Source organism: Citrobacter freundii complex sp. 2025EL-00176, from assembly GCF_053309355.1.
In genome coordinates, this window is the sequence record NZ_JBRYHT010000009.1 from 1 (window position 1) to 18741 (window position 18741).

17 protein-coding genes are annotated in these 18741 nt (G+C 57.2%); 6 read left to right on the forward strand and 11 right to left on the reverse strand.

What is annotated here, in order from left to right; translation table 11 throughout:
• Window positions 1-114: 114 nt before the first annotated feature.
• From tauD to tauA, 4 genes are read right to left on the reverse strand one after another with little or no spacing between them, the layout of a single operon-like run.
• Complete coding sequence (gene tauD, locus ACVXHP_RS16730) at window positions 115-966, reverse strand: taurine dioxygenase (protein ID WP_316128393.1); 852 nt, start codon at window positions 964-966, stop codon at window positions 115-117.
• Window positions 963-1793 (reverse strand): taurine ABC transporter permease TauC, encoded by an 831-nt coding sequence (gene tauC, locus ACVXHP_RS16735; protein ID WP_447571843.1) that lies wholly within the window; start codon window positions 1791-1793, stop codon window positions 963-965. Before tauC ends, tauD begins: the two co-directional genes overlap by 4 nt.
• Window positions 1790-2557 (reverse strand): taurine ABC transporter ATP-binding subunit, encoded by a 768-nt coding sequence (tauB, locus tag ACVXHP_RS16740; RefSeq protein WP_200007795.1) that lies wholly within the window; start codon window positions 2555-2557, stop codon window positions 1790-1792. Before tauB ends, tauC begins: the two co-directional genes overlap by 4 nt.
• 11 nt (window positions 2558-2568) lie before the next feature.
• On the reverse strand, window positions 2569-3531 hold the full coding sequence (tauA, locus tag ACVXHP_RS16745; protein ID WP_316128394.1) for a taurine ABC transporter substrate-binding protein: 963 nt from the start codon (window positions 3529-3531) through the stop codon (window positions 2569-2571).
• Window positions 3532-3874: 343 nt separating this feature from the next.
• On the opposite strand from tauA, the gene ACVXHP_RS16750 reads away from it, so the two are divergent.
• The 6 genes from ACVXHP_RS16750 to fbpC all read left to right on the forward strand — a co-directional run bounded on the left by ACVXHP_RS16750 (window position 3875) and on the right by fbpC (window position 11658).
• Window positions 3875-4504 carry a response regulator transcription factor gene (locus ACVXHP_RS16750; protein ID WP_137360367.1) on the forward strand — a complete coding sequence of 210 codons (630 nt, stop codon included), beginning with the start codon at window positions 3875-3877 and terminating at the stop codon, window positions 4502-4504.
• Window positions 4504-6045, forward strand: a complete 1542-nt coding sequence (locus tag ACVXHP_RS16755; protein ID WP_447571844.1) for an MASE1 domain-containing sensor histidine kinase — start codon at window positions 4504-4506, stop codon at window positions 6043-6045. The genes ACVXHP_RS16750 and ACVXHP_RS16755 overlap by 1 nt, the downstream gene beginning before the upstream one ends.
• A gap of 85 nt (window positions 6046-6130) precedes the next feature.
• Window positions 6131-7426: an MFS transporter family glucose-6-phosphate receptor UhpC gene (gene uhpC / locus ACVXHP_RS16760; RefSeq protein WP_304696766.1), complete on the forward strand. Its 1296-nt coding sequence runs from the start codon at window positions 6131-6133 to the stop codon at window positions 7424-7426.
• Window positions 7423-8454 (forward strand): ABC transporter substrate-binding protein, encoded by a 1032-nt coding sequence (locus tag ACVXHP_RS16765; RefSeq protein ID WP_200007803.1) that lies wholly within the window; start codon window positions 7423-7425, stop codon window positions 8452-8454. Before uhpC ends, ACVXHP_RS16765 begins: the two co-directional genes overlap by 4 nt.
• Window positions 8455-8521: 67 nt before the next feature.
• Window positions 8522-10600, forward strand: coding sequence for an ABC transporter permease (locus tag ACVXHP_RS16770; protein ID WP_316128398.1), 2079 nt, complete (start codon window positions 8522-8524; stop codon window positions 10598-10600).
• Between the two features lie 11 nt (window positions 10601-10611).
• Window positions 10612-11658: a ferric ABC transporter ATP-binding protein gene (fbpC, locus tag ACVXHP_RS16775; protein ID WP_447571845.1), complete on the forward strand. Its 1047-nt coding sequence runs from the start codon at window positions 10612-10614 to the stop codon at window positions 11656-11658.
• A gap of 108 nt (window positions 11659-11766) precedes the next feature.
• On the opposite strand, the gene mmuM is transcribed toward fbpC, so the two are convergent.
• From mmuM to mhpB, 7 genes are all read right to left on the reverse strand, one after another.
• The gene (gene mmuM, locus ACVXHP_RS16780; RefSeq protein WP_447571846.1) at window positions 11767-12699 is read right to left on the reverse strand and encodes a homocysteine S-methyltransferase; all 933 of its coding nucleotides are present in this window, start codon (window positions 12697-12699) and stop codon (window positions 11767-11769) included.
• A 146-nt stretch (window positions 12700-12845) separates the two neighbouring features.
• On the reverse strand, window positions 12846-14057 hold the full coding sequence (mhpT, locus tag ACVXHP_RS16785) for a 3-(3-hydroxy-phenyl)propionate transporter MhpT (protein WP_200007811.1): 1212 nt from the start codon (window positions 14055-14057) through the stop codon (window positions 12846-12848).
• 68 nt (window positions 14058-14125) lie between these two features.
• A complete protein-coding gene (mhpE, locus tag ACVXHP_RS16790) occupies window positions 14126-15139 on the reverse strand; it encodes a 4-hydroxy-2-oxovalerate aldolase (RefSeq protein ID WP_038638043.1) in 1014 nt (337 codons plus the stop codon).
• The gene (gene mhpF / locus ACVXHP_RS16795; RefSeq protein ID WP_447571847.1) at window positions 15136-16086 is read right to left on the reverse strand and encodes an acetaldehyde dehydrogenase; all 951 of its coding nucleotides are present in this window, start codon (window positions 16084-16086) and stop codon (window positions 15136-15138) included. The genes mhpE and mhpF overlap by 4 nt, the downstream gene beginning before the upstream one ends.
• A complete protein-coding gene (mhpD, locus tag ACVXHP_RS16800; RefSeq protein WP_304696762.1) occupies window positions 16083-16892 on the reverse strand; it encodes a 2-keto-4-pentenoate hydratase in 810 nt (269 codons plus the stop codon). Before mhpD ends, mhpF begins: the two co-directional genes overlap by 4 nt.
• 9 nt (window positions 16893-16901) lie before the next feature.
• Window positions 16902-17768 carry a 2-hydroxy-6-oxonona-2,4-dienedioate hydrolase gene (mhpC, locus tag ACVXHP_RS16805; RefSeq protein WP_200007818.1) on the reverse strand — a complete coding sequence of 289 codons (867 nt, stop codon included), beginning with the start codon at window positions 17766-17768 and terminating at the stop codon, window positions 16902-16904.
• Window positions 17769-17796: 28 nt separating this feature from the next.
• Window positions 17797-18741: a 2,3-dihydroxyphenylpropionate/2,3-dihydroxicinnamic acid 1,2-dioxygenase gene (gene mhpB, locus ACVXHP_RS16810; RefSeq protein ID WP_200007820.1), complete on the reverse strand. Its 945-nt coding sequence runs from the start codon at window positions 18739-18741 to the stop codon at window positions 17797-17799.

Consider the following 18741-nt stretch of genomic DNA (forward strand, 5'->3'; position numbering starts at 1 on the left):
ACGGCGCTGTGACTGGTCGTGCCTGCAATCCGTAACCGCGAAACGTGAAAAGGCTTGCAGGCAATAACAGTATCTACTCTCTGTAGGTCCGGTCAGCGAAGCGCCAGCGGCCATTTATCCCGCCCGATAAAAAGGTTTGTCACCCAGAATCGTCGCCCGGTGCATAATGCGCCGCTGCGGCAGGTAATCCGCGTTGGCATAGTGCTGCGTCACGCGATTATCCCAAATCGCCACATCGTTAGGCTGCCAACGCCAGCGCACCTGGAACTCCGGTTTGGTGATATGTGCAAACAGGAATCCCAGCAGCGCCTCGCTCTCTTTTTCCGTTACATCAACAATTCGTGTGGTAAATCCTTCATTCACAAACAGCGCCTGCTTACCCGTTACCGGATGGGTACGCACCACCGGATGTAACAACGGTGGATGTTTGGCGACAGCCTCCAGCCAGCGCTGATGATCCTCTGGCGTCTGGCGATATTTATATTCCTGAAACGATTTACGAAAATCATGCTCTGCACGCAGGCCGCTCAGCAACTGGCGAAACGGCAGTGAAAGAGCATCATAAGCAGCAATCCCGCTGGTCCACAGCGTGTCTCCCCCGGTCGAGGGCAACTCTTTTGCCGCCAGAATCGCCCCGGCGGGCGGCGTGTCGATAAACGTCACATCAGTGTGCCAGTTGTCGTTATCGGGCGGATTATCGTTGTGGGTATCCAGCACGATTATTTCGTCCACCCCTTCGGCATGTGGGTAAACCGGATGAATATGCAGGTCGCCAAAACGTAGCGCCAGCGCACGCTGCTGCTGGGGCGTAATCACCTGCTCACGCAGGAACACCACCTGGTGGCGCAATACAGCATGATAAAGCTGTTCAAACTGGTTATCGCTTAATGGGCGCGTTAAATCCGCGCCGGTAATTTGTGCGCCAATGTACGGCCCCAGCGGGGTAATGCTCAGACGTTCACTCATTGTACTTCTCCATGCCAGGGCGTCAGACGGCGCTGAAGCGCGCGCAGACCCAGCTCTAAAATAAACGCGATAACTGCAATCACCGCGATCCCCGCCAGCACCACATCCGTTGCCAGAAACTCACCGGCTGATTGCACCATAAATCCTAAACCTCGCGTGGCGGCAATCAGTTCGGCTGCCACCAGGGTTGACCACCCCACGCCCAGTCCAATACGCAACCCGGTAAGAATTTCCGGCAAGGCACCCGGTAAAATCACAAACCACAGCACCTGCGCACGGCTGGCCCCCAGCGACTGTGCGGCCCGGACTCTCACCTGCTGCGCGCTTTTTACACCCGCCAGCGCCGACATCGCCACAGGGGCGAAAATCGCCAGGTAGATCAGCAGGATCTTGGAGGTTTCACCAATACCAAACCAGATAACCATCAGCGGTAAATAGGCCAACGGCGGTACCGGACGATACAGTTCAATGATGGGATCGAGTATGCCGCGAATCGTCGGGCTTAACCCCATGGCGATACCAACCGGAATCCCCAACAGCACCGCCGCCAGCAGCGCGATAACAATACGCGTCAAACTGGCCGCCAGATGCTGCCACAGCGTGGCATCCATAAACCCCTGCAGCCCGGCAATACTGATGAGTTTTTGCAAAACCTGGCCCGGCGGTGGCAGAAACAACGGGCTGATTAACTGCAGCGCCGCCACCGCCCACCACAGCGCCAGAATCACGGCTAGCGTTCCAAGGCTTAAGGTAATCTGCCGCGAGAACGGCCAGCGCCAGTTCAGCGCCCGCGGGCGGCGGGGTTTGTCATTGATCACCACGCTCATGAGAAGGCCTCCCGTTGTTCAAAGACACGACTTAACACATACTCGCGCATGGCGATAAACTGCGGATCGGACTTAATGCTGCGGCTTGCCTCTCCAGCCACAAAACGCCGGGCGAAATTAAGCGGCAGTCGCTCCAGCACCCGGCCAGGCCCTGGCGACAGCAATACCAGTTCTGTGGCCATAAACACCGCTTCTTCGATATCGTGGGTAATCAACAACACCTGTTTCCCGGTCTCATGCCACAGCTTCAACAGCAGGGTTTGCATCTGCTCGCGGGTAAAGGCGTCGAGCGCGCCAAACGGTTCATCCAATAGCAACAACTGCGGGTTGGCCGCCAGCGCCCGGGCAATGCCGACGCGCTGACGCTGTCCCCCGGAAAGCTGCCAGATAAAGCGTTTTTCCGCGCCCTCCAGCCCAACTTTCTGCAACATTTCCTGAGCAATTCTCTGACGCTGCGGCTTTTCCATGCCCGCCAACTGCAGACCGAAAGTGACGTTATCCAGTACGTTACGCCAGGGCAACAGACCTTCATTCTGAAACACCACCCCGCGTTCTGCGCCAGGTCCTTCGACCTTATTGCCCGCCAGCATAATGCTGCCGTGTTGATACGGCACAAATCCGGCTATCAGATTTAACAATGTGGTTTTCCCACAACCGGAAGGTCCCAGCACCACCAGCAGTTCACCGCTATCGAGCGTCAGGTTGATATCTTCAAGCACCGGTTTGCCGCCGTAACTGGCATTAAGATGAGAGATTTGCAGCATCAGCGTCCCCTTTATTGCACGAAACGATCGGTCACGTATTGGCTGTAATCCGTCGCGACGGCGGGCACTTTGCCCTGCTCTTTGAGAAACTGCGCGGTGTCGATAATCGCTTTGTTCACCGGCCCGGTTAACTCAGCAGTTTGCTGTTGTGGTGTCAGGTAAGTGTTACCTTTCACCAGGCCCGGCACATCCGCCTCTGGCACGCCGCTTAAGCGCGCCAGTTTGCTGATATTTTCTGGCTGCTTGAGCCATTCATCAGGATTAGCAATATAGGGCTGCTGCGCATCAATGGCGCTTTTCGCAAATGCTTTCACTACCTCAGGGTATTTCTCGGCAAAATCTTTGCGTACCACCCAGACGTCAAGCGTAGGCGCACCCCATTCGCCGACCTTTTCCGAGTCAGTCAGTACCTTACCGTCTTTTTCCAGTGCATTGACCGCCGGAGCCCAAACGTACGCGCCGTCAATGTCTCCGCGCTGCCAGGCGGCAATAATCGCTGGTGGCTGTAGGTTCACAATCTCTACCTGGCCGGGTTTAATCCCCCAATGTTTCAGCGCGGCCAGCAGACTGTAATGGGTGGTGGAAATAAACGGTACGGCAATGCGCTTACCAATCAAATCTTCCGGTTTACTGATGTTTTTCTTTACCACCAGCGCTTCAGAATTGCCGAGCTTTGATGCCAGCAGGAAAACCTCAATCGGCACCTGCTGACTGGCCGCTACCGCCAGCGGACTGGAGCCAAGATTACCTATTTGTACGTCGCCGGATGCTAACGCGCGGACGATGCTCGCGCCGCTGTCAAACTTGCGCCAGTCAACGGTGGCTCCGCTCTCTTTAGCAAAGGTATTATCCGCTTGCGCCACTTTGGCGGGTTCGGCGGAAGTTTGATACGCAACGGTGACGTTCACCGCCTGCGCCTGAAAGGTGATGAATGCCAGTGCGGCAAGAAGTGCGTTACGCGATGAAATAGCCATGATTGTCTGCTCCCCTGTCTTGTTATGGAGGCAGTATTTCGTTGCGGCACACTTTGATAAAGGAATTAAAAATTCTGGCTAAGAACAAAGCGTTTTTAGAAAAAAAGTGGCAATGCTTATACACAAAATCATTCAAGATGCGTCGAGGCGGCAAGGGAAGAAATCCCCAGGAGCATAGATAACTATGTGACTGGGGTTTCTGAGTGCAGCCAACAAAGAGGCAGCTTGAAGGATGACGTGTATTGCGATTTTGTTACATTCGTTACATAACTGCGCCTGGATGATTGCCAGCGCTGCGCTGGCAGGCATCATAGAGGCTATTGTCAGGCAAGAGAGCAATATCATGATTCATGTTGTGCTGGTGGATGACCATGTGGTGGTGCGTTCCGGCTTTGCGCAATTACTCAGTCTCGAAGATGATCTCAACGTCATCGGTCAGTTCAGCAGCGCGGCCCAGGCCTGGCCTGCATTACTGCATGACGATGTCAGCGTTGCGGTGCTGGACATCGCCATGCCGGATGAAAATGGCCTGAGCCTGCTAAAACGACTGCGGGCGCAGAAGCCCGGTTTTCGCGCCATTATTCTTAGCATTTATGACTCGCCGACGTTTGTACAAAGCGCACTGGATGCTGGCGCCAGCGGCTATTTGACCAAACGCTGCGGACCCGAAGAACTGGTGCAGGCGGTACGATCGGTGGGTATGGGCGGGCATTATCTGTGCGCCGATGCGCTGCGAGCCTTACGCGGCGGCGAACAGCCCGCGCAGGTCCTGGAGGTACTGACCCCGCGCGAGCGCGAAGTGTTTGATCTATTGGTCAAAGGCGACAGCGTGAAAGAAATTGCTTTTAAGCTCGATCTTAGCCACAAAACAGTACACGTCCACCGCGCGAACGTGCTGGGCAAACTGCAATGCCACAGCACTATCGATCTGGTGCATTTTGCCCTCGACCACCAGCTACTGACGGGGCATTAATGTCGCGTAACCTTCGTCATTGGGTCATCTCCCTGTTTATTCTGCTGGCCTGGGGATCGGGCTGGCTGATGCTGTGGACGCTGGGATTTTACCTGACCCACAACGGTCAGCAGGCGGCATTATTCCTGCCACACGGGGTCTATCTTGCACTGTTGATTCTGCTTTCCCGCCGCTACTGGCCCGCGCTGGTGCTGCCGCCGGTACTGATGTTGTTCTGGCTGCATAGCGAGCAATTACTGAATGGCTATATCCTGCTGGTGGCCCCATTCATTAGCCTTCTTCCGGCGAGCATCGGCCAGTCATACTGGCACCGCTTCCCCCTGTACTGGCAACGTTTAACGCTGTTGCTGACCGCCGTCACCGTCACGTCATTGCTTAATACCGCCCTGCTGCCACCGTTTATCGCAAGCCCGGCAACGTTAATTGGCCTGGCGTCGTTTACCGGCGGCGTGCTGCTGACGCCGTTTGTCTATCTGATCTATGAATTTCTGCGCCAACAGCACCGTTATCATTTGCTCGGGCTGGATACTACCAATCCTCCGCTGCGCACCTCGCTGATCATCTGGTGCAGCCTGTTTTTTATTATTGGCATTGGCACACAGATGGTGTTGTCGCCGGATATCGAGCGCCTGCTGCTGATCGTGGTCTTTTTACCGAACGTGGTGATGGCATGGAAATTTGGCTGGCAGGGCGGCGTGTTGTCCGGATTGCTCGGCAGTATGATGATCACCATCGCCCGGCAGATAGGCGTGGGATTCAGCAATCTGCTTGAACTGGAGATTTTCCTCGCCACGCAAGCGTTGCTGGGTATTGGTCTTGGCATCGCCATCAGCCGCCAGCAGCATCTGGCGCAAAACTTGCACCATTATCGCCAGCGTCTGGAAGCCGAACTGGCGGCCCGCCGTGCGCTAACCGAACAGCTGATTCGTACCGAGGAAGACACGCGAAAAAGCCTGGCGCGCGAACTGCACGACGAAATAGGCCAGAATATTACCGCCATCCAGATTCAGTCGCAGCTGGTCAAACGCGCGCCGGGTCGCGAGCAAACGCTTGAGGCGGCGAATCAGATCAACGATCTTGCCCGGCGCATTCACCACTCCACTCGCCAACTGCTTCGCCAGTTGCGTCCGCCCGCGCTCGATGAATTGTCTTTCAAAGACGCGCTGCATCATCTGGTGAATGAATTTGCCTTTGCCGAACGGGGCATCCGCTGCCGATTTAATTATCATCTGGAAAATACGCCAGAAAATGAAACGGTGCGCTTCACACTGTATCGCCTGATGCAGGAACTGCTCAATAACGTCTGTAAGCATGCCGATGCCAGCGAGGTATCGATTACGCTACGCCAGCGGGAACACCGCCTGTCTCTGGAAGTCGAGGACAACGGCGTGGGTATCCTCCCGGAAAAAATTCCCGGTTTCGGTATCCAGGGGATGCGTGAGCGGGTAAGCGCCCTCGGTGGCGAACTCACGCTGGAATCAAACCACGGCACGCGGGTAATTGTTAACCTGCCCACAAATTTGCAACAAACCAGCCGCTAACCAGGAAAAAGTCTTAGTCACTGCGGACTTTCTCTCATCCCCTTTTGCTTTCACTTTCCTATAGTCAGCACAAACGGAGACCGCCATGCACGCACGCGAAACAGACCAACAATACCGGACGTTACGTCCCCGCCTGCTGATGTGTATGGTGATTGGTTACGCCGCGTTTTATCTGACGCGCAAAAGCGTCAACTATGTACTTCCGGCGCTGCAAACGGATCTGGGACTGGATAAAAGTGATATCGGCCTGCTGGGATCGCTGTTTTATCTGACCTATGGCCTGTCGAAATTCGCCGCCGGATTGTGGCACGACAGCCATGGGCAGCGCGCGTTCATGGGCATCGGCCTGTTTGCTACGGGTGTTTTGAATGTGGTATTCGCCTTTGGTGAATCGCTGACGTTGCTGCTGGCGGTCTGGACGCTGAACGGATTTTTTCAGGGCTGGGGCTGGCCGCCCTGCGCCCGATTGCTGACCCACTGGTATTCACGCAACGAACGCGGTTTTTGGTGGGGCTGCTGGAATATGTCGATCAACATCGGCGGGGCCATCATCCCGCTGATTAGCGCTTTTGCCGCCCACTGGTGGGGTTGGCAGGCAGCGATGCTGGCACCAGGGATAATCAGCATGGCGTTAGGCATCTGGCTCACCCTGCAACTGAAAGGCACGCCCCGGGAAGAGGGATTACCGACGGTTGGAGAATGGCGGCACGACCCGCTGGAGCTGCGTCAGGAGCAGCAAAGTCCACCGATGGGGCTGTGGCAAATGTTACGCACCACCATGCTGAAAAACCCGATGATCTGGCTGCTCGGCGTGTCGTATGTACTGGTCTATTTGATCCGCATTGCGCTCAACGACTGGGGCAACATCTGGCTGACCGAAAGCCACGGCGTGAATCTGCTCAGCGCCAATGCCACGGTGATGTTGTTTGAAGTCGGCGGCTTGCTGGGGGCGCTATTTGCCGGATGGGGATCGGATTTACTGTTTAGCGGTCAGCGTGCGCCGATGATTTTGCTGTTCACGCTGGGGCTAATGGTCTCCGTCGCCGCGCTGTGGCTGGCCCCGGTGCACCACTACGCGCTATTGGCAGTGTGTTTCTTTACCGTGGGCTTTTTTGTATTTGGCCCGCAGATGTTGATTGGTCTGGCCGCTGTCGAATGCGGACACAAAGCGGCGGCAGGTTCAATCACCGGTTTTCTCGGGCTGTTCGCCTATCTGGGGGCCGCGCTGGCGGGTTGGCCGCTGTCGCTGGTCATAGAACATTACGGCTGGTCGGGAATGTTCAGTTTGCTCTCGGTTGCCGCTGTCTTTATGGGTTTATTGCTGATGCCGTTGCTTATTGCCGGCGTTACCCCTTCTCTCAGTCAAAGGATAAAACAATGAAACTGACGCTTACCTCTACCCTGATTGCCTCTGCTCTGGCGCTGGCTGCCTTCAGCAGTGCGGCACAAGCTCAAGGACGTCTGGTGGTATATTGCAGCGCCACCAACGAAATGTGCGAAACCGAAACCAAAGCCTTCGGCGACAAATATGATGTGAAAACCTCATTCATTCGCAACGGGTCGGGCAGTACGTTGGCGAAAGTGGATGCCGAGAAGAAAAACCCGCAGGCGGATGTGTGGTACGGCGGTACGCTGGATCCACAGTCCCAGGCCGGTGAAATGGGCTTGCTGCAGCCGTACAAATCACCTAACCTCGCGCAGATCATGGAGAAATTCCGCGATCCGGCAAAAGTAAAAGGTAACCTCTCCTCGGCGGTGTATGTCGGTATTCTGGGCTTTGGCGTTAATACTCAGCGTCTGAAAGAGAAAAATCTACCGGTCCCCAAATGCTGGAAGGATCTGACCAAACCGGAATACAAAGGGGAAATCCAGATTGCTGACCCGCAAAGCTCCGGCACCGCTTACACCGCACTCGCGACCTTTGCCCAGCTGTGGGGTGAGGATCAGGCTTTTGATTACCTGAAACAGCTCAACGCCAACGTCTCCCAGTACACCAAATCCGGCATTGCTCCAGCACGTAACGCCGCCCGTGGCGAAACAGCGATCGGCATTGGCTTCCTGCACGACTACTCGCTGGAAAAAGAACAGGGCGCGCCGCTGGAGCTGATCTCCCCGTGCGAAGGCACCGGCTATGAGATCGGCGGCGTCAGCATCCTGAAAGGCGCGCGTAACCTCGACAACGCCAAACTGTTCGTTGACTGGGTGCTGTCGAAAGACGCCCAGGAGTTGGCATGGAAGAAAGGTAAATCCTATCAGATCCTGACCAACACCACCGCCGAGACCTCGCCGAACTCGCTGAAGCTCGACGACCTGAAGCTTATCAATTACGACATGGATAAGTACGGCTCGACCGACGTGCGTAAAGCCCTGATCAATAAGTGGGTTAGCGAAGTTAAGATGGGTAAATAAGCCCACGTTGCGTTCATTTGCCGGGTGCGGCGTAAGCGCCCGCCCGGCCTGAAATACCGGAACCGCTATGTCACACACACTTGCACTCCATCCCGTGAAAAAACGGGATGCGATATTTCTTTGGGTTTTGCTCGGCTGGCTGGCGTTTGCCCTGCTGCCAAGCTGGAGCCTGGACTACGGTCTGCTGGAGTCGACGAGCGAGGAAATACTCGCCGCGTACGGCTGGTCACAATTCAATATCAGTTGGTTATGGTATCTGCTGCCGAGCCTACTGCTGGTTCGCCCGTTTCATGAAGCCAGACGCGAACAGCGCGGCCGCCATTATCTTGATGCGGGCTGGGCATTCTTCTGTATGGCCTTTATCGTCGCCAGCGCCACGCTTGAAGGTCGCGGCTTAGGCTATGCCACCATCGTGCTGTTTGTGGCGCTCGGGGCGATCATGACCCTGGCACTCACCCGTCTGGAATGGCTGGGTGGCGACCGTTTTGTCATCGGCTCACTGACCGCGATTGTCGCACTGATCGGTATTTTTATCGTCTGGCCGAGCATCGCCATTTTCATTCCGATGTTCACCAACGACGCCGGAGAATTTGCCCCGCTGGCGTTTATGAATGTGCTGTCGCAGGCGCATATCATTCAGGTGATCCTCAACTCGATTATGCTGTCGATTGCCGTTGGCGTCGGCTGTACCTTCTTTGGCCTGGTGCTGGCGATCTACACCACCCGTATCGCCAAACGCAGCGCCATTATCGGACGTATTTTTTCGATTTTACCGATCGTCACCCCGCCGTTTGTCGTCGGTTTAGGCGTTACGCTGATGATGGGCCGCTCCGGTTACATCACCGAATTTATGGTCGAATGGTTTGGTTTAACCAACACCAACTGGCTGTACGGTTTTACCGGCATCTGGCTGGCACAGGTGCTGGCCTTCACCCCCATGGCGTTTATGATCCTCGACGGGGCGATCAAGACCATTCATCCGTCTTTGGAAGAAGCGTCATACACCCTACGCGCCAGCCGCTGGCAGACCTTTAACGGCGTGTTTGTTCCGCTGCTGAAACCGGCGCTGGCGAACGCCTTTTTGATTGTGGTGGTGCAGTCGCTGGCCGACTTCAGTAACCCACTGGTGCTCGGCGGTAACTTCGACGTTCTGGCGACGCAAATCTACTTCTACATCACCGGTTCACAACTCGATTACCAGGCCGCCAGTACGCTGGGCGCATTCCTGCTGCTGTTCTCGCTGCTGGTATTCTGTGTGCAGTACATGTGGATCGGCAAACGTTCGTACGTTACCGTTTCCGGTAAATCCTACCGGGGTGATGTGCAGCCGCTGCCAGTCACGCTGGTGTGGAGCGTGGTTGCGCTGCTGGCGGTGTGGATTGCCTTTAACGCCCTGCTCTACGGCAGCATTTTCTACGGCAGTTTCACCGTTAACTGGGGCGTGGACTACACCCTGACGCTGGCGAACTTTACCAAACTGTTCGGCCAGGGGATGAGCGACGGCGCTTGGCCTTCACTGCTCGACACTCTGCTCTACGCCGGGATTGCCGCGCCGATCACTGCCATCTTTGGCCTGCTGATCGCCTGGATTGTGGTACGCCAGCAGTTTAAAGGTAAAAAAACCATCGAGTTCACCACCATGCTGTGCTTTGCCGTTCCCGGCACCGTGGCGGGCGTGTCGTACATTCTGGCCTTTAACAGCGCCCCGGTGTACCTCACCGGCACCGCCGCCATCGTCATTATCTCAATGGTGATGCGTAACGTGCCGGTCGGTATCCGGGCGGGCATCGCGGGCTTAGGCCAAATCGATAAATCGCTGGATGAAGCCTCGCTTAGCCTGCGTGCCGGTTCCCTGCGGACCATTACGCATATCCTGCTGCCGCTGCTGCGCCCGGCAATCCTCTCGGCGCTGATCTACAGCTTTGTGCGCGCCATTACCACCGTCAGCGCCATTGTGTTCCTCGTCACGCCGGATACCCGCGTGGCAACGGCCTACATCCTCAACCGCGTGGAAGACGGTGAATACGGCGTGGCGATTGCCTACGGTTCGATTCTGATCGTGGTGATGCTGGCGATTATTTTCATCTTTGACTGGCTGATCGGTGAATCACGTACCTCCCGTTCAAAAGCTAAAAACCAGGCGTAATGGAGCGCACTATGACTCAGAAAAATTTCGTTGAACTGCGCAACGTCACTAAACGATTTGGCAGCAACACAGTTATCGACAATATCAACCTCACCATTCCGCAGGGGCAAATGGTGACGCTGCTCGGCCCGTCCGGCTGCGGCAAAACCACCATTTTGCGCCTTGTCGCCGGGCTGGAAAAACCGAGCGAAGGCCAAATTTTTATTGATGGCGAAGACGTCACCCACCGTTCAATTCAGCAACGCGATATCTGTATGGTGTTTCAGTCGTATGCCCTGTTTCCGCACATGTCGCTGGGGGAGAACGTCGGCTATGGCCTGAAGATGCTCGGCGTGTCGCGCAGCGAAGTGAAGGTGCGAGTGAAAGAAGCGCTGGCGATGGTGGATCTGGAGGGTTTCGAAGAGCGTTATGTCGATCAGATCTCCGGCGGGCAGCAGCAGCGTGTGGCGCTGGCCCGCGCGTTGATCCTCAAACCGAAGGTGCTGTTGTTTGATGAGCCGCTGAGCAACCTCGATGCCAACCTGCGTCGCAGCATGCGCGACAAGATCCGCGAGCTACAAAAACAGTTTGATATCACCTCGCTGTACGTTACCCACGATCAGAGCGAAGCCTTTGCGGTTTCCGATACCGTACTGGTGATGAATAAAGGACACATCATGCAGATCGGTACGCCGCAGGATCTCTATCGTCAGCCAGCCTCACGTTTTATGGCGAGCTTTATGGGCGATGCCAACCTGTTCCCGGCGACCTTCAGCGCAGAATACGTTGATATCTACGGCTATCGTTTGCCGCGCCCGCCGCACTTTAACGATCATGGGGAAGGGATGGTCGGCGTACGCCCGGAAGCGATCACGCTCAGCGATCGCGGTGAAGAGAGCCAGCGCTGCGTGATCCGCCACGTCGCGTATATGGGCCCTCAGTATGAAGTCACGGTGGAGTGGCATGGACAGGAGATCTTATTGCAGGTCAACGCCACGCGCCTGCAGCCGGACGTCGGCGAGCAGTATTACCTCGAAATCCACCCGTACGGCATGTTTGTTCTGGCGGATGCGGCATAACGCTATGTTGCTCGGTAGGCCGGATAAAGCGTTTGTGCCGCCATCCGGCAATGCCTGATGCGCTGCGCTTATCAGGCCTACAGTGAACGATGTAGACCCGATAAACTCTCAGCTTCGCGCTTTTAGCGCGGCAATATCCGCAGGCGTGGTGCGACAGCACCCGCCAATCAACCTTGCGCCAGCGGCCTGCCACTGCGGCAAATAATCAGCCAGCCGCGCGCAATGTTCACCGTGATGATGCCAGGTTTTGCTCGCAGCATCGTAATGCTCGCCCGAATTCGGATACACCACCAGCGGTAGCGCCGTTAAGCCATGCAGATGCTGCAACGCGGCAGTGGTATTTTCCAGCGCAATACAGTTGATGCCTAACGCCACTACCTGCGGATACCCCGCCAGCAGCGCGATAACGTCACGCAGCGGCGTACCGTCGCTCAGGTGCTCGCTGTCGCGCAGGGTAAATGAGAACCACGCGCGAGCCCGCGGATACGCGGTCAACAGCTCAGCCAGCGCGCTAATCTCGGTAAAATTCGGCAGGGTTTCACAGGCCAGCAGATCGGCCCCGGCATCCAGCAATGCTTCCACGCGCGGACGGTGAAACGCCTGAAATTCCTCAGCGCTACGTTGGTAATCGCCACGATACTCTGATCCATCTGCCAGATACGCGCCGTAAGGCCCAACGGATCCTGCCACCAGCAGCGTACCCGCCTGCGGGTTCTCAGCCAGCCAAGCTTCACGCGCTTTACGCGCCAACTCCACGCTTTTGCCAATCAGCGCTTTCGACTGCGCTTCATCCAGGCCGCGCGCGGCAAAACCTGCTGGCGTGGCCTGATAGCTGGCGGTGATCGCGCATTGCGCCCCCGCCCGGTAATAATCAAGATGTACTTCGCGGATAAGCTCAGGGTTTTCGACCAGCACTTTGGCTGACCACAGGCTGTCGGCTAAATCACAACCGCGCGCTTCCAGCTCCGTCGCCATCGCACCATCCAGTAGCAGGAAATCCTGTTTGTCGAGGATGGCGCTTAACGGATTATTCTGCGACATGTTCTGGCTCCTGTTTTAACGGAAATCAGCCCTCACACTATCACAGCCATACCCGCAAGGCTCCGCGCTCACCCGCAATTATGGTGATGTCTCGACCTTGCATCAGACGCAGATGCCAGGTCGGACACTCCCCACCGGACGATCGCTTAAGCACCGTTAGCCGGGATCGGCATCTGCGATTTACGGCTCATCAGAATAAATACCGCCAGGCCCGCCAGCAAAATCCCCGGCGCAGACGCCGCCATTACACCCACCGTTCCGGTGCCCAGCGCTAACATTTTCCCGGCCAGCAGCGGGCCGCTCATCGCCCCCAAACGTCCGACGGCGACGGCAGTGCCCACGCCGGTGGCGCGGATCTGCGTGTTGTAAAACAGCGGCGCCAGCGCATACAGCACGCTTTGCCCACCGGTGGCAAACATCCCCGCGACAAATCCCGCCATCAGCATACCGCTCAATGACGACACCGTCCCCAGCGCCAGCAGCGAAGCCAACATGCCGGTGTAGATCAGTAGCGACATCACCACCGGACGCAGTTTGTCCATCAACGCCCCAAGAATTAACGTCCCGCTGGCCGCGCCGATTTGCAGAGCAAACATCACGCCTGCCGCTTGCGAGGGCTGAAAGCCCTGCTCCACCAGTAGCATTGGCAACCAGTTGATCAGCATATACACCACCAGCAGGGTGAAGAAATAGCACAGCCACAGCAGCAGCGTAGCGCTCGCCGTCGCTGGTGCAAACAGGGCGCGTAGCGGCGCGGCAGCCACCTGTGGTTGTTGGGTATAAACCTGTGATTCCGGCAGCCAGCGCATCAACAGCGGAACCAGCAGCAGCGGGATCACCCCGCCAACCCAGAACACCGTTTGCCAGGCGGAGGCGAGGCCGCTAAACCCAAGCGCCGCCGCCAGCGCCGCGCCAATCGGCACGCCGCAATACATCAGGCTCACCGCCGTGCCGCGAAAACGTGGACCCGCCGCCTCGGAGGTCAGCGCGATCAGATTCGGCAATGCCGCCCCCAGCCCGACGCCGGTCATCAGACGGGCAACAACCAGCGACGAGAAGTCCCAGGAAATCGCCGTCGCCAGCGAGAACAGGCCGAACAGCGCCACGGAGGCAATGAGAATACGCTTGCGGCCATAGCGGTCAGCCAGCATACCGCCCACCAATGCGCCGGGCAGCAGCCCGAGAATACCGGCGCTGAAGATCCAGCCCATCTGCATTTTATCCAGCGCAAACGCCTGCGCGATACCGACGGCAGCGATCCCGGCGGCTTGTAGATCCAGCCCTTCCATCAGGGCGACTAAAAAACACAGCCCGACGGTCAACGTCAGGCGGTAAGATGCGGGGGTACGGGTAGTCATAAGATGTACCTCTGAGGTCACGATGCAGGTGAATCGCGGCTGATACATTGCCAGCCGCGTAATCATTTTTATTTGCTGTTACGCAGATCCAGCGCCACGTCGACGATCATATCTTCCTGGCCGCCCACCATTCGGCGCTTGCCCAGTTCAACCAGAATATCGACCGCGCTCAGACCATAGCGTGCCGCAGCCACTTCACAATGACGCAGGAAGCTGGAGTACACCCCGGCATAGCCCAGCGCCAGCGTTTCGCGATCCACCCGCACCGGGCGGTCCTGCAGCGGACGCACCAGATCGTCGGCGGCATCCATCAGCGCATACAGATCGGTACCGTGCTGCCAGCCGAGCTTATCCGCAGCAGCAATAAACACTTCCAGCGGCGCATTTCCCGCGCCTGCGCCCATCCCTGCCAGGCTGGCGTCGATACGATCGCAGCCCTCTTCCACCGCGGCAATCGAGTTCGCCACGCCGAGACTCAGGTTGTGGTGCGCATGCATTCCGGTTTCCGTCTCCGGCTTCAGCACCGCTTTCAGGGCGCGGAAGCGGGCGCGAATATCGCTCATGTTCATCGCCCCGCCGGAATCGACCACGTAGATACAAGTCGCGCCGTAGTTTTCCATCAGCTTCGCCTGCTGCGCCAGATTTTCCGGCGTGGTCATGTGGCTCATCATCAGAAAGCCGACGGTATCCATACCCAGTTCGCGCGCATACTGAATATGCTGGGCCGACACGTCCGCTTCGGTGCAGTGGGTCGCCACGCGTACCACTCGCGCCCCGGCCTGATACGCATTTTTCAGGTCGTGAATAGTACCGATCCCCGGCAGCAACAGCGTGGCGATCTTAGCGTGCTGCACCACGTCCGCCGCCGCTTCAATCCACTCGAGATCGCTGTGCGCACCAAAGCCATAGTTAAAACTGGAACCTTGTAAACCGTCGCCGTGCGCCACTTCAATGGAATCAACCCGCGCGTCATCCAGCGCTTTCGCAATCTGGCGCACGTTTTCCAGCGAATACTGGTGACGAATGGCGTGCATGCCGTCACGCAGGGTCACGTCAGAGATATAGAGTTTTTTACCGTTCATGCTGCTTCTCCTGCCTGACGGGTGAGTGACTGCGCCATCTTCTCAGCGGTCGCCAGCGCGCTGGAGGTCATTATGTCGAGGTTGCCCGCGTAGGCAGGTAAATAGTGCGCCGCGCCTTCCACTTCCAGATACACCGCAGTTTTCAGCCCGGAAAACTGGCCGATACCCGGCAGATTCACCGGTTTATCCTGTGGAATGACTTCAAACTGCACGCGCTGTTTCAGGCGATAACCTGGGACATACGCCTGTACCGCCGCCGCCATTTCGTTAATAGAAGCTTCGACTTCAATCTGGGAGGCCGCTTCGCTCAGTACATACACCGTGTCGCGCATCATCAGCGGCGGTTCGGCCGGGTTGAGCACAATAATGGCTTTGCCTTTTTCGGCGCCGCCAACCACTTCAATCGCCTTTGACGTGGTTTCGGTGAACTCATCAATATTGGCGCGAGTGCCCGGCCCCGCAGATTTACTGGCGATCGAGGCAATAATTTCGGCGTAATGGACTTTTGCCACGCGAGAGACTGCCGCCACCATTGGGATGGTCGCCTGCCCGCCGCAGGTCACCATATTGACGTTCTGCTGGTCAACGTTAGCCTCCAGATTCACCACCGGCACGCAATACGGACCGATCGCCGCAGGCGTCAGATCGATCAGGCGGATCCCCGGTTTAACGGCGCGAAGCAGGGCGTCGTTCTTCACATGTGCCCCCGCGCTGGTGGCATCAAACACGATGTCGATGTCAGCAAATTCAGGCATGGCGATAAGCCCTGTCACCCCTTCATGGGTGGTGGCAACGCCCATACGTCTGGCGCGCGCCAGACCATCGGATTCCGGGTCAATACCCACCATCACCGCCATCTCCAGATGCACGCCGTGGCGCAGAATTTTAATCATCAAATCGGTACCAATGTTGCCGGAGCCGATAATGGCGACTTTACGCTTACTCATGACTGACTTCCTTTTGTAACCGCCGCTGAGAAAGTGGCGGCAACTGAACCAATACCGTCGATATGGGCTTCAAAACGATCGCCCGCGTTTACCGCCACCATCGGGCCTAAGGCTCCAGTGAGAATGATGTCTCCCGCACGCAGCGGTTCGCCGAGGCTGGCCATTTTGCGCGCCAGCCAGACGGCGGCGTTGATCGGATGCCCCAGGCATTCGCTGCCGCGCCCGCTGGAGACCTCTTCGTTATTGCGCGTCATTTTCATCGCGCAGTTTTTCAGATCTAACCCTGCCGGACGCTGCGCCGGACCGCCGACCACATACACACCGCAGGAAGCGTTATCCGCCACGGTATCGACAAACTTTATTGACCAGTCGCGGATGCGACTGCCAACTACTTCCAGCGCGGGCAACACCCACTCGATGGCGTTATACAGTTCGTCGAAAGTGGTGTCGGCGTTGGGTAGATCGCGATTCAGCACCAGCGCGATTTCCGCTTCAATACGTGGTTGCAGCACGCGGGCAAACGGAATGGTGTCGTTATCGCCATAGCACATGTCGGCAAACAGCGTGCCGAAGTCCGGCTGATCGACGCCCAGTTGCTGTTGCACTTTCGGGTGCGTCAGCCCCACTTTGCGACCAACCACGCGCCGCCCGCGCATCACGTCGTACTGTACGTTGATGCGCTGAATGGCGTAGGCCGCTTCGGCGTTGTCCACGCCAATCAATTCGCGCAGCGGGGCGATAGCTTCCCCTTTTTCCTCTGCCAGGCGTAAGTCAGCGGCTAACTGCTCAAGATTAAGATTCGTCATGTCCGTTCCTTAAGAGCGTGCGAGGAAGTTCAGCACCAGTTGGTTAAAGGCATCCGCATGTTCCCACTGCGCCCAGTGCCCGCAGTCGCGGTAGATGTGCAGTTCAGAACCGGCAATCCCGGAGAGCAGGCGCAAACCGGCGTCCATCGGCACGAACCGGTCGTTGCGGCCCCAGACAATCAGGGTCTGGGCTTTAATTTCACCCAAACGCGGGCTGAAGTCCGGGAACTGTTTCGGGTTGGCTTCCAGGCTCTGGACAAAGTTTTCCAGGTGATCGCGACGCGACAGCATGTTATTCAGGCGCGCCTCAAACAGCGCTTCAGTCAGGTCACTGGTGTCGAAGACAAAGATATCCATCATCAGCTTCAGATTTTCGATGGTCGGTTCACGATACAGCTGATTCAGACGCTTGATGCCCTCGGTCGGCATCGGGGTAAACAGGCTCATGCCCCCTGTTCCACCGCCCATCAGCACCAGCTTGCCCACGCGCTCCGGCCAGCTCAAAGTAAACGCCACCGCACTGTGACCACCCATTGAGTTGCCCAGCAAGTGGATTTTCTGAATATCCAGCTGATCGACCACGCTTTTCAGAATGCGCGCGTTGAGATCGGATCGCGAACCGCGGTTAACGATCCCATCGCTTTTTCCCCAGCCAGGGCAATCCAGCAGGATCACCCGGTATCCGGCCTCAACCAGCGGATCGATGTTGCGGCTGAAATTCGCCCAGCCCGTCGCGCCAGGACCTGAGCCGTGCAGTAGCACCACGGTCTCTTCGCCCTGCCCACAGTCATTGAAATGCACGCGTAAGGTTTCGCCTGCTTCCTGTACGTCAAGAAAACGACTGGTAGCGGCTTCGGTTTGCGGTTGGTAAGTCATGATCTTCTCCTGCATATTCAGTTCTGTTTCAGTTCTGTGTGGTGGCGCTCAGGGAGCCAAATCCGGCGATCCACTCCGGGATCGGGCGGTAATAACGGCCTTCGCTGCGCCAGTTGCCAAAGGCGGAAATGGCGGCGAAGGCGGCAACCCAGGTTTTCACTTCGTGCGTTGATTTGCCCGCCATCGCGGACAGCTCTTCATTGCTGACCGCGTCCAGCTCCTGCAAACGCCCTTGCTCAAGCAGGGTCATAAAGCGGTTATCCCAGACGGGGTTAAGCGGGTGCAGCGTATGCTGGTCTTGCACGAATTTCTCGGCGGCGCTGATCACTCGCTGCTGGCGCAATTCACGCTCGTTTTCGGGTAATTGTTTACCGCTGCCAAGCAGACGATCGCGCATATGGGCATCGGCCTTCGCCAACTCCGGCACCGGTGGCTGATGCGACAGGCCGCCGGAACCTAAAAACAGCACGCGCTTATTCAGCGAACTGGCGAAACGACCAATGGCTTCACCGAGCATGCGGGTACGCTGAAAGCCCGGCAGCGGCGTGGCGACGCCGTTAATAAACACCGGTAACACCGGGACCTTATCCAGGCCGCCGAGCAAAAACTCCAGTGGCTGCGCAAAGCCGTGATCGACCTGCATGTTGTAGGACACGGCAAGATCGATACCGCTTTTCATCACCGCATGCGCGCAGGCTTCAGCGATATCTGTCGGCACCGGCAGTTCACCCGCCGCACTGCCGAAATCGCCGATTGCGGTGGCCCCTACGCCTAAACAGAACGGCGGCATCACATCGTAGAAAAAACCGTTGTAGTGATCGGGGGCAAACAACACCACCAGTTCAGGGTCAAACGCCGCAATACGTGCGCGGGCGCTGGCGATCACGCCGTTAACTTCATCGAGCACGGCCTGCGCCGGGTCGACGTAGCCCACCAACGGCGAGTGGGAAAGACAGTGAAGATAAGCGTGCAT